Origin of the sequence: Pseudomonas sp. LP_7_YM, assembly GCF_004364435.1 — a bacterium.
GTDB lineage: Bacteria > Pseudomonadota > Gammaproteobacteria > Pseudomonadales > Pseudomonadaceae > Aquipseudomonas.
This window is the reverse complement of the sequence record NZ_SOCT01000011.1, coordinates 100448-119479: the sequence shown is the minus strand read 5'-3', so window position 1 is coordinate 119479 and position 19032 is coordinate 100448. Positions and strand designations below refer to the sequence as shown.

General features: G+C 59.7%; 15 protein-coding genes. 4 read left to right on the top strand and 11 right to left on the bottom strand.

What is annotated here, in order from left to right; all coding sequences use genetic code 11:
- Nucleotides 1-62: 62 nt before the first annotated feature.
- The 4 genes from EC915_RS20685 (at nucleotide 63) to EC915_RS20670 (ending at nucleotide 7785) form a co-directional block, all read left to right on the top strand.
- Complete coding sequence (locus EC915_RS20685) at nucleotides 63-1187, top strand: efflux RND transporter periplasmic adaptor subunit (protein ID WP_133752371.1); 1125 nt, start codon at nucleotides 63-65, stop codon at nucleotides 1185-1187.
- Nucleotides 1184-2254: an efflux RND transporter periplasmic adaptor subunit gene (locus EC915_RS20680; protein ID WP_133752370.1), complete on the top strand. Its 1071-nt coding sequence runs from the start codon at nucleotides 1184-1186 to the stop codon at nucleotides 2252-2254. The genes EC915_RS20685 and EC915_RS20680 overlap by 4 nt, the downstream gene beginning before the upstream one ends.
- Entirely contained in the window at nucleotides 2251-5397 is a 3147-nt protein-coding gene (locus EC915_RS20675; RefSeq protein WP_133752369.1) for an efflux RND transporter permease subunit, read from the top strand. Before EC915_RS20680 ends, EC915_RS20675 begins: the two co-directional genes overlap by 4 nt.
- Nucleotides 5398-5493: 96 nt before the next feature.
- The gene (locus EC915_RS20670; protein ID WP_133752368.1) at nucleotides 5494-7785 is read left to right on the top strand and encodes a glycoside hydrolase; all 2292 of its coding nucleotides are present in this window, start codon (nucleotides 5494-5496) and stop codon (nucleotides 7783-7785) included.
- On the opposite strand, the gene EC915_RS20665 is transcribed toward EC915_RS20670, so the two are convergent.
- The 11 genes from EC915_RS20665 to tcyJ form a co-directional block, all read right to left on the bottom strand.
- Entirely contained in the window at nucleotides 7719-8345 is a 627-nt protein-coding gene (locus EC915_RS20665; protein WP_133752367.1) for a bifunctional 2-polyprenyl-6-hydroxyphenol methylase/3-demethylubiquinol 3-O-methyltransferase UbiG, read from the bottom strand. The genes EC915_RS20670 and EC915_RS20665 overlap by 67 nt on opposite strands.
- Nucleotides 8346-8543: 198 nt before the next feature.
- Nucleotides 8544-9188, bottom strand: coding sequence for a methionine ABC transporter permease (locus EC915_RS20660; RefSeq protein WP_133752366.1), 645 nt, complete (start codon nucleotides 9186-9188; stop codon nucleotides 8544-8546).
- Complete coding sequence (locus tag EC915_RS20655; protein WP_133752365.1) at nucleotides 9178-10305, bottom strand: methionine ABC transporter ATP-binding protein; 1128 nt, start codon at nucleotides 10303-10305, stop codon at nucleotides 9178-9180. The genes EC915_RS20660 and EC915_RS20655 overlap by 11 nt, the downstream gene beginning before the upstream one ends.
- Nucleotides 10306-10307: 2 nt before the next feature.
- Nucleotides 10308-11102, bottom strand: a complete 795-nt coding sequence (locus EC915_RS20650) for a MetQ/NlpA family ABC transporter substrate-binding protein (RefSeq protein ID WP_133752364.1) — start codon at nucleotides 11100-11102, stop codon at nucleotides 10308-10310.
- A gap of 102 nt (nucleotides 11103-11204) precedes the next feature.
- On the bottom strand, nucleotides 11205-12569 hold the full coding sequence (locus EC915_RS20645; protein ID WP_133752363.1) for an LLM class flavin-dependent oxidoreductase: 1365 nt from the start codon (nucleotides 12567-12569) through the stop codon (nucleotides 11205-11207).
- Nucleotides 12569-13795, bottom strand: coding sequence for an SfnB family sulfur acquisition oxidoreductase (locus EC915_RS20640; RefSeq protein ID WP_133752362.1), 1227 nt, complete (start codon nucleotides 13793-13795; stop codon nucleotides 12569-12571). The genes EC915_RS20645 and EC915_RS20640 overlap by 1 nt, the downstream gene beginning before the upstream one ends.
- 23 nt (nucleotides 13796-13818) lie before the next feature.
- A complete protein-coding gene (locus tag EC915_RS20635; protein WP_133752361.1) occupies nucleotides 13819-15060 on the bottom strand; it encodes an SfnB family sulfur acquisition oxidoreductase in 1242 nt (413 codons plus the stop codon).
- Nucleotides 15061-15350: 290 nt separating this feature from the next.
- Entirely contained in the window at nucleotides 15351-16079 is a 729-nt protein-coding gene (locus EC915_RS20630) for a hypothetical protein (protein ID WP_133752360.1), read from the bottom strand.
- A gap of 565 nt (nucleotides 16080-16644) precedes the next feature.
- Complete coding sequence (gene tcyN, locus EC915_RS20625) at nucleotides 16645-17388, bottom strand: L-cystine ABC transporter ATP-binding protein TcyN (protein ID WP_133752359.1); 744 nt, start codon at nucleotides 17386-17388, stop codon at nucleotides 16645-16647.
- Between the two features lie 3 nt (nucleotides 17389-17391).
- Entirely contained in the window at nucleotides 17392-18060 is a 669-nt protein-coding gene (gene tcyL / locus EC915_RS20620; RefSeq protein WP_133752358.1) for a cystine ABC transporter permease, read from the bottom strand.
- Nucleotides 18057-18854 (bottom strand): cystine ABC transporter substrate-binding protein, encoded by a 798-nt coding sequence (tcyJ, locus tag EC915_RS20615; RefSeq protein WP_133752357.1) that lies wholly within the window; start codon nucleotides 18852-18854, stop codon nucleotides 18057-18059. Before tcyJ ends, tcyL begins: the two co-directional genes overlap by 4 nt.
- Between the last annotated feature and the right edge of the window lie 178 nt (nucleotides 18855-19032).

Sequence of the window (19032 nt, the reverse complement as noted above, 5' to 3'; positions counted from 1 at the left end):
AGTCACCTCTCGACGCCGCTCGGCGGCGGGCGCACGCGTTGGCACTGGCACAAGGAGCTTGCATGCCTGCTAAACCCTCGGTTCTTCAAAATAGTCTGACTGCCTTGACGCTCGGCCTGTGCCTGGCGTTGGTGTCTGGCTGCGGCAAGGAAAAACCCAAGGACCCGGTTCTGCCGCGTGTGCAGGTGCAGGAGGTTAAAACCGCCGGGTTTGCCGCAGCCGTGGCACTGACCGGCGACATCCAGGCCCGCGTGCAGACGCAGTTATCGTTTCGCGTCGGCGGCAAGATCATCCAGCGCATGGTCGACGTCGGTGATCGCATCAGCGCCAGACAAGTGCTGGCCAAGCTCGATCCCAAGGACTTGCAGACCAACGTGGACTCGGCCATTGCCGCTCAGGCTGCCGAACAGGCTCGTGTGAATCAGACCGCCGCAGCCTTTGTACGTCAGCAAAAGCTGCTGCCTAAAGGCTATACCAGCAAAAGCGAGTACGACTCCGCTCAAGCACAGCTGCGTGGCAGCCAGAGCGCGTTGAAGGCGGCTCAGGCGCAGCTCGCCAACGCCCGCGAGCAACTGGGCTACACCTCGCTGATTGCCGAAGCGCCGGGCATCATCACTGCGCGTCAGGCCGAAGTCGGTCAAGTGGTGCAAGCCACCCTGCCGATTTTCAGTCTGGCGCGCGACGGTGAGCGCGATGCCGTGTTCAACGTCTACGAGTCGCTGTTCGTCAATCCGCCAACCGACCAGCCGGTCGAGGTCACGCTGTTGGACAACCCGCAAATCAAAGTCAACGGCAGAGTCCGTGAAGTCACGCCATCGGTCTCGGCACAAACCGGCACGCTGCAGGTGAAAATCGCGCTGGACGCGTTGCCTCAGGGCATGCAACTGGGCTCGGTGGTCAGCGCTGCATTGAAAGTCCCCGCCAAACAGAGCGTCGAGCTGCCGTGGTCGGCGTTGACCAAAGGCCTGGGCGATCAGCTCGGCCAGCCTGCGGTGTGGGTGGTCGACGACCAGAACAAGGCCAGCCTGCGCGGGGTTACAGTGGGCCGCTACCTGACCGGCAAGGTGATCATCATCGATGGCCTGAAGAACGGCGAAAAAGTGGTCGTCGCAGGTAATCAGTTGCTGCACCCGGACATGCAGGTCGAGCTGGCCGACGTCCAGAACTCCACAGGAGCGCAGCCATGAAGCGCCTTTCAGGAGTCGCGTTGGCCGGATTGCTGATCAGCGCCTGCGGCAAGGAAGAACCGCCACCTGAGCCGGTGCGCCCGGTGCTGTTCATGGAAGTGAAGCCTCAGGCCGAGGAAAGCCTGGGTCGGTTTGCCGGCAATATCGCCGCACGATATGAGAGCACGCTGGGGTTCCGCGTCTCTGGCCGCATTGCCCAGCGCAGCGTTGATGTCGGCGCCGAAGTGAAGAAGGGCGACATGCTTGCCGTGCTCGATCCCACCGACCAGCAAAACCAGGTGCGTTCAACCCAGGGTGATCTGGCCCGGGTTCAGGCGCAGCTCATCAATTCCCAGGCCAATGCCCGCCGTCAGCAGGAACTGTTCGACCGTGGCGTCGGCGCTCAAGCCGCGCTGGACGTCGCGGTAACTGACCTGAAAACTTCGCAGTCCTCCTATGAACAAGCCAGGGCCGCAACCCAACAGGCCAAAGATCAGTTGAGCTACAGCCAACTGCGGGCCGATCACGATGCTGTCGTGACCGAGTGGAAAGTCGAAGCCGGGCAGGTGGTCAGCGCTGGCGAACAGGTGGTCACACTGGCCCGACCGGATATCAAGGAAGCGGTCATCGATCTACCGGGCTCGCTGGCAGAGCAATTGCCCAAGGGCGTGGTATTCAAGGTTGCCAGTCAGCTGGACCCCGAGATCAACACCACCGCCACCATACGCGAACTGGAGCCGCAGGCTGAAAGCACGACCCGCACGCGGCGGGCCCGTTTGACCCTGGCGGATACGCCAGCGTCGTTCCGGCTTGGCACGGCGATCAGCGTGACCCTCAGTTCAGCCATCGCGCCGCGCATTGAGCTGCCTGCCAATGTCGTGCAGCAAGTCGATGGCAAGACCCGGATCTGGATCGTCGATACGCAGAACCAGACCGTATCGCCACGCCCTGTCACTGTGGTCAGCCGCGATAACGACAGCGTAGTTCTGGCCGGTGGTGTCAAAAGCGGCGAGCGGGTGGTAACGGCCGGTGTGAACAGCCTCAAACCGGGGCAGAAAGTTAAAGTCGATAAGGACAGCCCACGATGAAAGGAAAGTTCAACCTCTCCGATTGGGCGCTCAAGCATCAATCTTTCGTCTGGTACCTGATGTTCGTCGGCTTGCTGATGGGCGTGTTCTCGTACATGAATTTGGGGCGCGAGGAAGACCCCTCGTTCACCATCAAGACCATGGTCATCCAGACCCGCTGGCCGGGTGCGACAGTGGACGAGACCCTTGAGCAGGTGACCGACCGCATCGAGAAAAAACTCGAAGAACTCGACTCCCTCGACTACGTGAAAAGCTACACCCGACCGGGCGAATCGACGGTCTTCGTCTACCTGCGCGACACCACCAGTGCCTCGGCGATTCCGGACATCTGGTACCAGGTGCGCAAAAAGATCGATGACATTCGCGGCACCTTTCCCCAAGGGCTGCAAGGGCCTTCGTTCAACGATGAGTTCGGTGACGTCTACGGCTCGATCTACGCCTTCACTGCCGATGGCCTGACCATGCGTCAGCTGCGTGATTACGTCGAACAGGTGCGGGTGCAAATCCGCGACGTACCGGGGCTGGGCAAGGTCGAGATGATTGGCCAGCAGGACGAAGTGCTGTACCTGAATTTCTCCACTCGAAAACTGGCTGCATTGGGGCTCGATCAACGTCAGGTGGTGCAGAGCCTGCAGTCTCAGAACGCAGTGACCCCGGCGGGCGTGATCGAGGCCGGGCCCGAGCGGATTTCGGTGCGCACCTCCGGGCAGTTCGCCTCGGAGAAGGACCTGGCGAAGGTCAATCTTCGCCTCAACGACCGCTTCTACCGCTTGAGCGACATCGCCGAGATCACTCGTGGTTATGTCGACCCGCCCAAACCGTTGTTCCGCTTCAATGGCAAACCGGCCATCGGTCTGGCGGTCGCGATGAAGAAGGGCGGTAACGTCCAGGAGTTCGGCAAACAGCTGCACGAACGCATGGATGCCGCGACGGCTGACCTGCCTATCGGCGTCGGCGTGAACAACGTTTCGGATCAGGCACAGGTGGTGCAAAAAGCCGTTGGCGGCTTCACCAGCGCCCTGTTCGAAGCGGTGGTGATCGTGTTGATCGTCAGCTTCATCAGCCTCGGCATGCGCGCGGGACTGGTGGTGGCGTGCTCGATTCCGCTGGTGCTGGCGATGGTCTTCGTGTTCATGGAGTACAGCGGCATCACCATGCAGCGGATCTCGCTCGGTGCGCTGATCATTGCCCTCGGCCTGCTGGTGGACGACGCCATGATCACCGTGGAGATGATGGTCTCGCGCCTGGAAAAGGGCGAGTCCAAGGAGCAGGCTGCGACCTACGCCTACACGTCCACGGCGTTCCCGATGCTGACCGGCACGCTGGTGACAGTGGCCGGTTTCGTGCCCATCGGTCTGAATGCCAGCTCAGCGGGGGAATACACCTTCACTCTGTTCGCGGTGATTGCCGTGGCGATGCTGGTGTCGTGGGTAGTGGCGGTGCTGTTCGCGCCAGTGATTGCGGTGCACATCCTTAGCGAGAACGTGAAGAAGAAAGATGAGCACGACAAGCCGGGCCGCATTGCGCGTGCGTTCAATGGCTCGATGTTCTGGGCCATGCGTCACCGCTGGCTGACCATCATCATTACCGTATTGCTCTTCGCGACCTCGGTGTTTTGCATGCGCTACGTGCAGAACCAGTTCTTCCCGTCTTCGGACCGCCCCGAGATTCTGGTCGACCTCAACCTGCCGCAGAACGCCTCGATCAATGAGACGCGCAAGGCCGTGGACAGGCTCGAAGCGACGCTTAAGGATGATCCGGACATCGTGCGCTGGAGCACTTACATCGGGCAGGGCGCGGTGCGTTTCTACCTGCCACTGGATCAGCAGTTGGAAAACCCCTATTACGCGCAGTTGGTGATCGTCAGCAAAGGCCTGGAGGAACGTGCGGGGCTGATGGATCGCATTAACAAGCGCCTGCGTAACGACTTCGTCGGCATCGGCACCTATGTCCAGCCACTGGAAATGGGCCCCCCGGTAGGGCGCCCGATTCAATACCGCGTCAGCGGCGAAAACATCGACAAGGTCCGCCAGCACGCCATCGATCTGGCGACTCTGCTCGGCAAGAACCCGCACATCGGCGAGATGATCTACGACTGGAACGAGCCGGGCAAAGTCCTGCGCATCGACATCAATCAGGACAAAGCGCGGCAGCTGGGACTGTCCTCCGAGGACGTGGCGCAGCTGATGAACAGCATCGTCACCGGCTCTGCCGTCACTCAGGTGCGTGATGACATTTATCTGATCAACGTCGTCGGACGCGCTGTGGACATTGAGCGTGACTCCCCGGAGACCCTGCAGAACCTGCAGATCGTCACGCCGCAGGGCACCTCGATTCCGCTGCTGGCTTTCGCCAATGTGCGCTATGAAATGGAGCAGCCGCTGGTCTGGCGCCGCGACCGCAAGCCGACCATTACCCTCAAGGCTGCCGTGCGCGACGAGATGCAGCCGACGGACCTGGTGCAGGAGTTGAAGCCCGAAATCGACAAATTCGCTGCAAGCTTGCCGGTCGGCTACAAGATCGCCACCGGCGGCACGGTAGAGGAAAGCGGCAAGGCCCAGGGACCGATCACCAAGGTCGTGCCGCTGATGATCTTCCTTATGGCAACCTTCCTGATGATCCAGCTACAGAGCGTGCAGAAGATGTTTCTGGTCGCCAGTGTCGCGCCGCTGGGCCTGATTGGCGTGGTGCTGGCACTGGTGCCGACGGGAACGCCGATGGGCTTCGTGGCGATTCTCGGGATTCTGGCGCTGATCGGCATCATCATTCGCAACTCGGTGATTCTGGTCACGCAGATCCATGAGTATGAAATCGCCGGCTACCTGCCATGGGACGCTGTCGCCGAAGCCACCGAGCATCGGCGCAGACCGATTCTGCTCACCGCCGCAGCGGCCAGTCTGGGCATGATTCCCATTGCCCGTGAGGTGTTCTGGGGACCGATGGCTTACGCAATGATTGGCGGCATCATCATCGCGACCTTGCTGACGTTGCTGTTCCTGCCAGCGCTCTACGTCGCTTGGTACAAGATCAAGGAGCCGACCCAAGAGCAGCGGGAGAAAGCTGAACAGGACAAGCAGCACAACGCCGAGGAAAAGGGCGCCGACGATGAGGGGAATCAGGGTGAGCCAGCGCCTACGCGCTGAGTTGCGAGGGCCTTCGTGATTTTAGGACGTGTCTGAGAGACGTGTGCAGGCGTTGCGGTTAGGGTCGACACCCTCCATGGCTCAGGGGGTGTCGATATGGTGGGGTTTCTGTTACGCGCCGTTTGCGGGTTCTGCGCTGTCGTATGCGCGAATGCATTGGCCGGTGAGACGCTGGACAACGCGCTCTGGCGGGTTGGTCTGGATCCGTCGACGTTAGCGATTCAGGTTCAGCCTGCCGGGCAAATGCGGGTAGAGGTCTCCACGGGTGTTGCTGCGCACCCTGTCAGCCACCTTGAGCGAACAGCAGATCGACTCACGTGGCAGTGGAGTGGGGGCTCCTGGTCGCTCGAAGCGCGTCTCGATCAGCATGAGTTGCTGCTGACCATCAAGGCCCGCGAGGCGGGCGTTCTGGAATTTCTGAATCAGCCCGCTGATGCGATGGGCGAGGCGCTGATATGGCCGCTTGCCGAAGGGCATTACGTGCCCCGGGGTAATGGCGTGTGGCAGCGGTTTCTGGTCGAGCAGGGTGAACTCAATACCACGCAGGATCTCAGCCTGCCGCTGTGGGGCATGGACCACGGAGCGTTCAGTCTCACCTGGGTACTGACCCAACCGTTCAACAATCGGCTAAGGCTCAAGGCCAAGGGCAATGCCCTGGCGATTTCCGCCCGGCATGAATTCACCTCGCTTGATCCTCAAGCGCCCATGACTTTTCGCCTGCACTTGGGAGACCCGGACCCACTGGCCGGTGCGCGTCATTATAGGCAATGGCTGATCGACACTGGGGCATACCAGACCCTCGAGGAAAAGCTCGCCGTAACCCCCGAGGCCTACAAGTTGCTAGGCGCTGCGCATGTCTATCTATGGGGCAATGATTTGCTGGGCCCGGACGATGTGAGGTCCTGGCCCAGGCTGGTCGAGGCGCTTGCGTCGTCGGCACCGCTGGCCGGTCGGCTGCGCAGGCTTATGGATGCCGAGGCGAGCGCGATTCTTCACCGCCAAAGCGCACCGGTGCAGCATTGGGAGCAAAACCTGGTGCTGCGCGGTTTGAACCAAGCATTCAACTCAGTGGCCCGAGACCAATGGCAGTCTGACGCGAGGCCGAACATGCGGCGCCTGGCGGGGAGCTATGGCGAGCTGCGAGCGCAAGTTGCCCAGCTTTTTGGCGCAGCCCTCACGGATGACCCTTCCACGTGGGGCGGCATGCTGTCCGCGAAGAACATCGATGCGATGCGTGCTGCCGGTCTTACGCACTTATGGCTAGGCCTCGGCGAAGGGTGGGAGGGCGGCCTGTGGCATCCCGAAGCGGTTCGAGCGGCCGTGCAGGCGGGCTATTTGATTGCGCCCTACGACTCATATGAGACGGCGCTTTCCGACAACGAGAATCCAGACTGGACCACCGCCCATCTGGGCAGCGATGCGCACCGCGACTGCGGGATCGTCCTTAAGGACGGCAGGCCCAGGAGCGGCTTTCAGCAATCCGGGCGATACACCGATCCGCGCTGTGTCCGGCCTTTGCTTGAGGCACGCGTGCAAGCCATCCGTGAGGTGGCCGGGTTCAACAGCTGGTTTCTCGATGCCTACGCCACAGGGATGGTGTTCGACAGTTACCGTCCCGGTGCGACACTGACTCAAGCGCAGAACGCAGAAGCCAACGTCGATGGGGCGCGGTGGATCGCCGGGTCACAGGGGCTGACTGTCGGCTCCGAGGACGGCAACGCGAGCACGTCCCAGGGCATCCTCTTTGCTCATGGAATGCAAACGCCGGTGATTGGCTGGGGTGACCCTGACCTGGCCCGCAACAGGACCTCACCCTGGTATCTGGGCAGTTGGTATCCCCCCGAACAGCCTGCCGTTTTCTTTAAGCCGGTGCCGATCAAGGAGCCTTATCGCCGCGTGCACTTCGATCCGACGACCCGTGTGCCGCTCTATCAGACGGTGTTCCACGGCTCGGTCATCACCACCCACCATTGGCTGTTCGACAGCCTCAAGCTCAGCAACGTCCAGGTTGAGAACGAACTGACGCAACTGCTCTACAACGTGCCGCCTCTTTACCACTTGAGTCGTGACACGCTGAGCAAACGGTTGAAGGCGATACAGCGCCAGGACGCTTTTTTCCGCCCTTTGCATGAGCGTCTTGGGACGCAAGCATTGACCGGATTCCAGTGGTTGACTCACGACAAGCGAGTTCAACAAACCACGTTCGCCGATGGCACACGGCTGGTGGCGAATTTTGATAGCCAAGCCAGGGACGTTGGCGGCCAGGCATTCGGGCCGCACAGTGTGACGGCGATTGGGCCCGATGCAACGGTGGTGACCTATCAGGCTCTGCGCCAGACGCTCGCCAGCCAGGGTTGCTGCTCCCTGGGCAAGCCTTCTGGCCGGTAGTAATGCTCGACTTCGACAAACCCTGCAGCGCTCAGCAGCGCACGCCATGACTCCAGATCATGAAACGCACCATAACGCTCGCCTTTCCAGCCTTCCTGGTTGTTGCCGCGCGGATTGGAACTGAGCAACACGCCGCCGGGTTTCAACGCTGCGCACAACTCCCGCAGCACCCGTGGCAGCTCCTGTCCAGGAACGTGAAACAGTGAGGCATTGGCAAAGATGCCGTCGAAGCGTTCGGAGGGTAGGTCGAGCTCCAGAAAATTCTGCTGCAGCACCTCACACCCGCTGTCGGCGCGGGCCATCTCGGCGAAGCGTTGCGAACCGTCCAGCCCGACGGCGATATGCCCCAAAGCCGTGAACGTGCGCAAATCTCGCCCTGGCCCACAGCCGAAATCGAGAATTTGAAAGGGTGTCGTGCTTTGAACATTACGCAACAGCGCGTCGATGTTCTGGCTGACATCGTGATCCCGAGTGCCTTCGCGAAAGCTCTCGGCCACGTCGTTATAGTTGCCCAGCGTCATGGCGGTTATCTGAGCGAGGACCTGCGGATCGAGTTTCATGCGCGAAGGAGTCTGAGCGGAAGAAGCCGCCAATATACTCCGGCGCGGGATCACGGTCGGGGCCACGATGAAAAACGGTGGGAGTGAGCTTGCTCACGAAGCGTTCGCACAGCCATCTGATGCTTCGGGCCTCATGAGCAGGCGCTCCTCACAGGTGAGCCAGTGGTAGTGTGCGAGCAGCTCAGCTATCGATCTTCTTCATCGCTTGTTCAACCGAAGCGCCAGCCGATCCCCGCCCAGCTGAATCGCTGCCACCAGCACCACCAACAACACGATCACCGTCAGCATCACCTGCGTATCAAAGCGCTGATACCCATAGCGATAAGCGATGTCACCCAAGCCACCCGCGCCGATGGCACCGGCCATTGCAGACGAGTTGATCATGGTCACCAACGTGATGGTGAAACCGCCAACGATACCCGGCAGTGCTTCAGGCAACAGCACGTGCCAGACGATGTGCCAGCGCCGGCACCCCATTGCCTGCGCGGCTTCGATCAAGCCGTGATCGACTTCACGCAGGCTGACTTCGGCGATGCGCGCGAAGAAGGGTGTAGCTGCGATAGTCAGCGGCACGACTGCCGCCCAGACGCCGTAGGTGGTGCCGACGATCAACCGGGTGAAGGGGATCAGCGCGACCATCAGGATCAGAAACGGCACCGAGCGAAAGATGTTCACGAACGCCCCCAGCACCCGATTGATATTCGGCGCTTCGAAGATTCCGCCCTTGCTGCTGGTGACCAGAATCACCGCCAGCGGAATGCCCAGAACCAGCGCGATCAGCGATGACACGCCGACCATCAGAAACGTATCGATAACGCCTTGCCATAAACGATCAAGCCACATAACCCAGTACCTTTGCATGTTGCGCTTGTTTGCGAGCGCGCAGGAGCAGCTCTTCGGGCGACAACGGCGAGTGGCTAACGGCCAGAAGCAAATGCCCCAGCGCTCGTCCCTGAATGCGCTCCACACCGCCGTGCAGCAGGCTGACGCGCCCGCCAAACGCACTGAACAGCGCTGACAGATCCGGCTCGTTGCCGTCGCTGCCGGTGAATTGCAGATCGAGCACGACGCTGGCGTTGTTGCCCGAAGGCTGCGCGTGTAAGCGAGCCTGCAGGTCTTGCGGCAACGCGTGTTGCAACGGCGCCAGCAGCGTCTTGCTGACCTCATGTTGCGGATCGCCGAACACCTGCCATACCGGGCCTTGCTCGACGACCTGTCCGCCTTCCAGTATCACCACCCGATCACAGATTTCCCGGATCACCGCCATTTCGTGGGTGATAAGAATGATCGTCAGCCCCAGACGCTGATTGATCTCGCGCAGCAGGCCCAGAATCGATTGCGTGGTTTCCGGATCCAGCGCCGAGGTGGCTTCATCACACAGGAGAATCTGCGGATCATGTACCAGCGCTCGGGCAATACCGACGCGCTGTTTCTGCCCACCCGACAACTGCGCCGGGTAGGCCTTGTGTTTGTCCTGCAAGCCGACCAGCTCCAGCAGTTCGGCAACCTTGCGCTGGCGCTGCTCCTTGGGAACGCCAGCCACCTTGAGCGGCAGCTCGACGTTCTTCCACACGGTTTTGGCCGACATCAGGTTGAAGTGCTGGAAGATCATGCCGATGTTTCGGCGCAGCTCCACCAGCTTGTCTTCGTTAAAGGCAGCAATGTCGACCTGATCGATCAACACCCGCCCACTGCTGGGTTGCTCCAGGCGATTGATGGTGCGGATCAGCGACGATTTACCCGCGCCGCTGCGACCAATGATGCCGAATATCTCGCCGCGCTGGATATCCAGATCGATGCCTTGCAGAGCCGCTACCGGTCCTTGCTGGCCTTGATAAACCTTGCCCAGCTGGCTGAAACGCACATGGGCGTCGGCCTTCTGCGGGTGCAAGCGCGCCTGTGCGGCGCAATGCGCAGCGGGCTCTTCCAGTGATAGGGAGCGTTGCACGGTTGCATTCATGTTCAGTTCTTCCAGCCAACCTGATATAGCGAGCCATTCACTTTATCCAGTGAAGCGCGCACCACAGGGGAGTGTTGGTAGATGTCGATGAATTTGGCCAGGCGCGGGTCGTCCTTGTGGTCCGGTTTGATCACGAACTGAATGACGTATTCCGGGTGGTCCAGGCCGTCGAACAGGATCGCCGAGCCGGCATCGAAGGTTTTCGCCAGGCGAATGTAGGCCGGATAGCCCTGCACCAGATCGGCGTCGTCATAGGCGCGGACCAGTTGCACCGCCTCGACCTGAATCAGCTTGATCTTCTTCGGATTGGCGGTGATGTCGTCTTCGGTGGCCTTGTAACCGACACCCGACTTGAGTGTGATCAGGCCAGCCTTGGCCAGTAATTGCAGGCCGCGTCCGCTGTTGATCGGGTCGTTGGCAATGGCCACGGTGGCGCCCACGGGCAGCTCATCGAAGCTTTTGTACTTTTTGGAATACAGGCCAACGTTGTTGATGATGCCCGGCGCGTAAGGCACCAGGTCGAAGCCCGACGCGGCCTTGGCGTTTTCCAGGAACGGGATGTGCTGAAAGTAGTTCACATCGATGTCGCCCGCGTTGAGGCTGACGTTTGGCGCGATCCAGTCGGTGAACTCCACCAGCTCGACCTTCAGGCCTTGCTTGTCGGCTTCAGCCACGGCGGTTTCCAGAGGAATGGCGAAAGCGGCGGTGGTGCCCACCTTGAGTGGCTGATCCGCCGCCTGGCTGATGCCGGTGAACAGGCCAAAGGAAAGGGCCAGGGTCAGAAGGGTTTTGCGCATGGTGTGGTGTCCGAGTCAGTGTTCAGATTTTTAGTTTTTCAGGCACTTGCAAGACCGCTTTCGTGAGCAAGCTCACGAAGACGTCAAGTCAAGCGATCTGAATCATTGGTTTGATACTCGGTAGCTCGCCCCGACATGCCGCTGCGGCAACTGCGCATCACCCCCGGCGAACAGCTTTTCGCGCAAGGTCCCGCGCTCGTAAGCGGTCTTGTACGAACCGCGCCGTTGCAATTGCGGAATCACCAGATCGATGAAGTCTTCATAGCTCTCGGGCGTGACGATGCGGGTCAGGTTAAAGCCGTCCAGACCGGTTTCAGCGATCCACGATTCCAGCTCGTCTGCCACCTGCTCGGGCGAGCCGATCACGGTGATGTAGCGACCGCCCAGCGCGTGCTGGTCCAGCAGTTTCTGCCGGGTCCAGTCGTTGCTCTTGAGGATTTTCGTCGCTGATTGAATGGCGTTGCCTTTGACGTGCTGGATGGGCTCGTCCAGTTCGTAGTCGGCGAAGTCGATGCCTGTCGAGGCGGCAAAGTGCGCAAGCCCGGCCTCGGCGCTGGCGTACTTCAGATACTCCGCGTGCTTGGCGTGCGCCGCTTCTTCAGTCGCTCCGACGATGACGTTGAGGCCCATGAACACTTTGATATCGTCCGCGTTACGACCGGCCGCCACGGCGCTGGCGCGTACCTTGTCCACTTGCTCGCGGGTCGCGGGTTTGTTCTGCGCGCTGATGAACACGCATTCGGCATTGCTGCCAGCAAACTGCAAACCGCGTTCGGAACTGCCCGCCTGAAACAGCACCGGGGTGCGCTGCGGCGATGGCTCGCACAGGTGATAACCCTCCACCTGATAGAACTCGCCGTGGTGGCGCACGCGGTGCACTTTTTCCGGTTGGGCGTAGATGCGCGCCTGGCGATCCTCGATCACCGCGTCGTCTTCCCAGCTGCCTTCCCAGAGCTTGTACAGCACCTCCAGGTATTCGTCGGCCTGGTCGTAACGACGGTCATGCTCGATCTGCTCCGTGAGGCCCATGGCTTTGGCGGCGCTGTCCAGATAACCGGTGACAATGTTCCAGCCCACGCGCCCGCGCGTCAGGTGATCGAGCGTCGACATGCGGCGGGCGAACAGATAGGGCGCTTCATAGGTGAGATTGGCGGTCAGGCCGAAACCGAGGTTTTTCGTCACCGCGGCCATGGCTGAGACCAGCAGCAGCGGGTCGTTGACCGGCAACTGAATCGACTCCTTCAACGTCACATCAACCGATTTCTGATAGACGTCGTAGACCCCGACGATATCGGCAATGAACAGTCCGTCGAACAGCCCGCGCTCCAGCAACTGAGCCAGCCGGGTCCAGTACTCGAGGGTCTTGTATTGGGTCGAGGTGTCGCGGGGGTGGGTCCAGAAACCGTGGTTGATGTGCCCGATGCAGTTCATGTTGAACGCATTGAGCAGGATTTTTTTCTTGCTCATCAGATCGTCCCTCGACGTGGAGGATTGACCTCGTTGAGGTAGAAATTGCCGATGGCGTGGTGCTTCCAGCGGACAGGGTCATGAAGGGTGTGGACCCGCGCGTTGCGCCAATGACGATCCAGCCCGTGTTCGGCCAGGGTCGCCTGCGAGCCTGCCAGTTCGAACAGCGTGCTGCTGGCCGCCAGCGAAATCTCGGTGCTGATGGCGCGGGCTTCGGCTACGGCAATTGAGGCTTGTGCCACGTTCTCGGCAGTGCTCTGGGCCTGCGCCCGGTCCAGATAGTCGCCGGCGCGTTCGAGCAAGGCTTCGGCGGCATGAAGGCGGATGCCTAGCTTGCCGAAACTGTGCAGGGTCAAAGGGTCATCCACGGCCTTTTCGATGCCCGAATCGATCCAGGGACGGGTGCGAGTGCGCACGAAATGCAGGGCGTCTTCATAAGCCGCGCGGGCGATGCCGGTGTCGATAGCCGCATGAAGAATCTGCGCCAACGGGCCGACGGTCGTCGGGCGCTCGAACGCCGTCTGAAACGGCACCACATCCTCAACGCTGACAAACACGTTGTCGAACACCACCGAGCCACTACCGGTGGTGCGTTGGCCGAAGCCGCTCCAGTCATCGATCACGTTAAGGCCCGCCGCATCAGCCGGGACGAACGCCAGTCGTTGAATGCCAACGTCATCGATCACCGACGTTGGGATGCGCTGCGCGTATAGCGCACCCGTGGCGTAGAATTTGCGACCGTTGATGCGCCAGCCCTTGCCCTCACTATTAAGGTCCGGGCTCAGGCGCGTAGTGCGGTCGTGGGCGGTCTTGGTCCCAAGCTCAGCCAGCGCATTGCCAAAGCGCTGGCCCGCAAGTACCTCGGCGTACAGACGCTTCTGCTGCTCGGGGCTGCCGTTCACGCGCAGCACTTCGAGGGCGTAGAAGTGGTTCTGTGGAATCTGCCCCAGCGAGCCATCGGCCGCCGAGATGAGGCGGATGACTTCGGCCAGGGTGACGCTGGAAACCCCCGCGCCGCCAAAGGCTTTCGGCACGCTGATACCCCACAGCCCCGATCGGGAAAATTGCTCCAGCTCAAGATGCGGCATACGACGTTCGCGATCACGAATGGCGCTCTGCTCTTTGAAGATTTCGGCCTGGGCGTGGGCAATTTGCAGCGCCTGGGTGTCATCTTTGATGATCGCGACAGCCGCCTGCGTGTCACGCGGCAAGGATTGAAGGCTCATAGGTATGTTTCCAGTTGTCTGGTTCAGATCCAGGAATGGCGGGCAGGCAGGGTGCCGTTGAGATTCCACGCACCGACGGCGTGAATTTTCCAGCGCACCGGGTCGTGCAAGGTGTGGACGCGGGCGTTGCGCCAGTGGCGATCGAGATTGAATTCGGCCAGCGTCGCGCGGCTGCCAGACAGCTCGAACAGCTTTTCACTGGCCTGCAGGGCAATTTCGGTAGTGAGCACCTTGGCTTCGGCCACTACGATGGACGCTCGCGCAGCGGATTGCGCGTCGATGGGCGCGGCGGCGATTTCATCCAGCACGCGACCGGCTTTGTCCAGCAACGCTTCGGCTGCGTGCAGCTCCAATTTGAGCTTTCCGATATCGGCAATGACGTACAGATCGTCGCTGGCGCGCTCGACATTGGCGTCGATCCACGGACGCGAGCGCTCACGCACAAAGCGGACGGTCTCGTCGATGGCTTCACGGGCAATCCCGGCATCGATGGCCGCTTGAATCAGTTGCGAAACCGCGCCCTGAATACCGGGCGCCAGGGCAAGCCTCCAGTTTTCGATGACCAGTTCGCCGCTGATCCGCACGTTCTCCAGCAGCACACTGCCACTGGCGGTGGTGCGCTGGCCGAAGCCGGACCAGTCGTCGATGATGTGCAGCCCCGGCGTGCCGCGAGGCACGAAGACCAGCACCTGTTTACCGTCGTCGTTGATCGCCTTGACGGCAACCCAGTGGGCGAACAGTGCCCCGGTGGAGTAGAACTTACGGCCATTGAGCAAAAACTGATCACCGTCGGCGGTCAGGCGCGTCTTCACTTCAAGCGTATTTTTTGTGCCACGTTCAGGGCCGCCGTTACCGATGCGCGCGCCGTGTAGAACGCTGGCGAACAGCACCTTCTTCTGCGCTTCGCTGGCGCTGCCGACCAGTGAATTGAGAATGCCGAAATGATTCTGCGGGATCTGCCCGACTGCAGGGTCTGCCGCTGACAAAATGGCAAATACCTTCGCTACGGTGGCAAATGATACCTGCGGCCCGCCATAAGCACGCGGTACGCAAATACTGCCCAGGCCGCTGCGGGTAAACAGTTCGATTTCGGTCCATGGCAACTGTCGCTCGCGATCACGCGTCGCAGCCGCAGGCCGCACAAGGTCTGCAAGTTCGTAGGCAGCGGCGATCGCCTGCGCGTCGTCGCGCAGTACTTTAACGGGCAGCAGAGGGGGAGCAATGTCCAGGGTGTGCTGGACAGAAAGTGCGTTTGGATCAGTCATGGTGGCGACTTCCTCTAACGCGCAATGCCCTGGCGTTATGCACTGGGGTAATTGTGTACGTGACCATTGGGACCTCAAATCAACACCGCGATGGCGGCAGGAAGTGTTGCGGGGTCCGGTGGTCCGGTGCATATACCCTAAGCGTGTATAAACATTTAATAAACTTGCATTTGGGAATAAGCATAGAAGTAGAGCGTGTGCTTTGAGATGCGTTGATTGAGCGCCTCATGGGACCTCAAGCACCGTCGACTCAAAGCTTTGCTCGTCTCGACGGTGCTTTAAGATCAACGTCAGGACTTTGCCATATCGTTCGTGCTGACGTTGATGGAACGGGCAGGAGCCCAGAGTGAGTTGTTGCCCACTCGATCAATGACGCAATAGGTCACTTCCTGATGCAGGTCGTCCCCGGCCTCGCGGATCAATGTCGGCGGCACATGAACGTCAATAGCCTTACCCACCTGTTGCTCCGTCAGCGCTGGCAGATCCATTCGGACATCACCCCAGCGCAAGGTGATTTCGTCATACGCCTCCATATGAGGATAAACATCGATCGTGATTTGAATGCCGTCCTTCAAATGCTGACTGCTCAACCCTTGGCTCATGACCGACTCCGGAAACGTTAACGGGGCCAGCCCCTGGTTCTCTTTACCATCGGCGCTGAGCAAATGACCGCCGGGTGTCTCCAGTTTGACCCACACTTTGCAACTGGGAGACCTGACGGACTCGCTGCCGATTTTCGTAACCCGATAGTAGGTTTTGACCTTGCCGCTCTGTAGAAAACTTTCGGGTATATGTAGGACAGATGTATGTCCAATGTCAGCACTCGATAAAAGTGTTGACGCGACATAACAATCTCCCCAGAACAGCTCAATCAGATCCCCGCATTCCATCTCCGGGTAAGGATCGATATGCACCAATAGCCTGCTTGCGGCCAGGGCGCCGATGCCTTGTCGGTTGGACTGCGGTAAATAAGGCGCGAGAAGGTTTAGCCGCATACGGCTGACAGGGGTGTGGATCATCTGGGTTCTCACTCAATGTTGGGCTTGAGATAAGGCCTGTGAAGACATCCGCCATCACAGGCGCTCTTTAATTCGATGTCACTAGTACACGCTCGATGTGCATTGTTGGCAAACCATACAAACGGTTCCAGATTCGGACTTGCCATTTCGTTACCGAAGTATGTGATAGTTATTTCGAGCTAATTGTGTTGCCAGATGTCTGTCAATGACTTAAAAGAATTAAGCGTCTATGTGCAGAATAAACAGACGTTTCCTACGGCATGGTCTAGTGTGTCAATGCTTGCGATCAGCATGTGTCCTACTTGTAACTGCTAACAGTCTGATAAGTCAGATGACGCACTTCCTTAAAAAAGATTTCTGAGTTATTTGTAGGACGATCAAAAGTCAATGTACGCAATGGGCAAATGACGGCGGGGCCCATGGGTTCAATTAAGAAAGTCGATAAGATGTATGCCGTGAGGCAGGGCGTGATTAGAACGATTCGCTAAATCCAAACTTTTCCAAATGTTGGGCGTAAAGAAAACGGCGCTAAAGAGCGCCGTTTGTTAACACATGGGTTGTAGGACTAGTTTCTACTACGCTCCAGAAACTGCCTGGTGCGCTCTTGCCTGGGGTTGGCGAACAGTTCTTTGGCATCGCCCTGCTCCACGATCACGCCCTTATCGATGAACACCACCCGGTTGGCCACATCCCGGGCGAATTTCATTTCGTGGGTGACAATGACCATCGTGCGGTTTTCTTCGGCCAACGCGCGGATGGTGTTGAGCACTTCGCCGACCAACTCCGGGTCAAGCGCCGAGGTCGGTTCATCGAACAGAATGACCTCCGGCTCCATCGCCAGCGCCCTTGCGATCGCGACCCGCTGCTGCTGCCCACCGGACAGACGACGCGGATAGGCGTCTTCCTTGCCCGCCAGGCCGACCTTTGCCAGCAGCGAGCGTCCCAGTTCGAGCGCCTGTTCGCGTGGCATCTTCTTGACCACGATAGGGCCTTCGACGACGTTTTCCAGCGCCGTGCGATGGGGGAACAGGTTGAAGTTCTGGAACACGAAACCCACGTGCTGGCGCAGTTGGCGGATCAAGCCTTGTTGCTGGCTCAGCGGCCGACTGCCGTCGATCCGGATGTCGCCGACGACGATGCTGCCGCTGCTGGGTTCTTCGAGGAAGTTCAGGCAGCGCAGCAGCGTGGTTTTACCGGACCCGCTAGGGCCGATGATGGCGACGACTTCGCCAGGCCTGACCTGCAGGTCAATGCCTTTGAGAACTTCGTTGCCCTTGAATTGCTTGGTCAGTTTTTCAACCGTGATCATGCCTCAGGACTCCACGTCATGGCGGTTGGCCCGTGCTTCCAGACGGTTCTGGAAATGCGCCAGCACGCTGCACAGCACCCAGTAGATCACTGCAACGGTGAGATACATGGTGAAGACTTCCAGCGTTCTCGACGAAATCAGCTGGGCCTGACGGAACACTTCCGGCACCTGAATAGTGGCGGCCATTGCCGTGTCCTTGACCAGCGAAATGAAGCTGTTGCCCAAGGGCGGCAATGCGGTGCGGGCGGCCTGCGGCAGGATCGCCCGGCGCATGGTCTGGGCACGGGTCATGCCGACACTGGCAGCGGCTTCCCATTGGCCTTTGTCCACCGAGCCAATGGCAGCGCGCAGGATTTCGCAGGCGTAGGCGGCCATGTTCAACGACAGGCCGATGAGTGCCGCACTGATGGCATCCAGTTCGATGCCCAGATCGGGCAGCCCGTAATAGATCATGAACAGCTGGACCAATAGGGGGGTGCCGCGAAAGAACGACACATAGACTCGGGCGATGGCGCTGACGATCCACACCTTCGACAAACGCATCAGTGCCAGGCCGAAGCCCAGCACCAATCCGAAGAACATCGATCCCAAACTCAGGCCTACCGTGTAATACGCGCCCTTGAGAAGAAAAGGCGCGGAGTCCAGCGCGAGCTGCAGGCTCTCTGGAATCATTTGGTCACATCAGCCTTGAAGTATTTCTGCGACAGCTTGGCAAGGGTACCGTCGGCACGCAGCTTGTCGATGGCTTTATTGAGAGCGTCCAGCAGTTCAGGTTCGCCCTTGCGCAGTACAATACCGGCCTCCTGACGGGAGAAGGGCTCCCCGGAAACGGCCAGTTTGTCCTTGGTCTTGGCGATCAGATCCAGCGCGGCGAGACGATCGACCAGAATGGCGTCGATGCGGCCCACGCGTAGATCCTGATACTTGGTCGGATCATCGTTATAGGTCTCGACGATGGCGCCATCAACATTTTTCGTCAGCCATTCTTCGTAGTTGGTACCCAGGCCGACGCCCACCTTCTTGCCTTTAAGGTCGTCAGCCGTCTTGATCGTGCCAGCGTTTTTGGTTTGCACCAAAGTTTGAATGCCGGACACGGTGTACGGTTCAGAGAAGTCGTATTTCTTCTTGCGCTCGTCGGAAATGGTCACCTGGTTGATGACCACGTCCAGACGCTTGGATTCCAGCGCCGCGAGGATGCCTGCCCATGGCGTTGCAGTCAGCTTGACCTTGACGCCCAGTTCCTTGGCCAGAGCCTCGGAGAATTCGACCTCGAAACCGTTCAGCTTGCCGTCTTCGCCGACGAAGCTGAAGGGCGGGTAGGTGCCTTCCAGACCGACGTTAAGCGTGCCGTTCTTTTTGACGGTATCCAGTTGCTCGCCAGCGACGGCGTGAGTGACCAGACCGGTGCCGAGCACCAGACTGAAGGCCGATAGCAGGAAAGTGCGGCGGATTGCAGACATGTTCATGTAAGTCCCCAGTTCTAATTGGTATGTCAGGCAAGCTTCAGACCTGACGAAACTACTGTGGCATCGCAGCTTTATCCAGCTTTTTCAGTGCCCTGTCGGGTACTGGCCGGGCTGCTGGCGGCGATCATAAGAGCGGTTGTTCAGGATGAAAAATAATTAAAAACTTACGCCTTAGTGT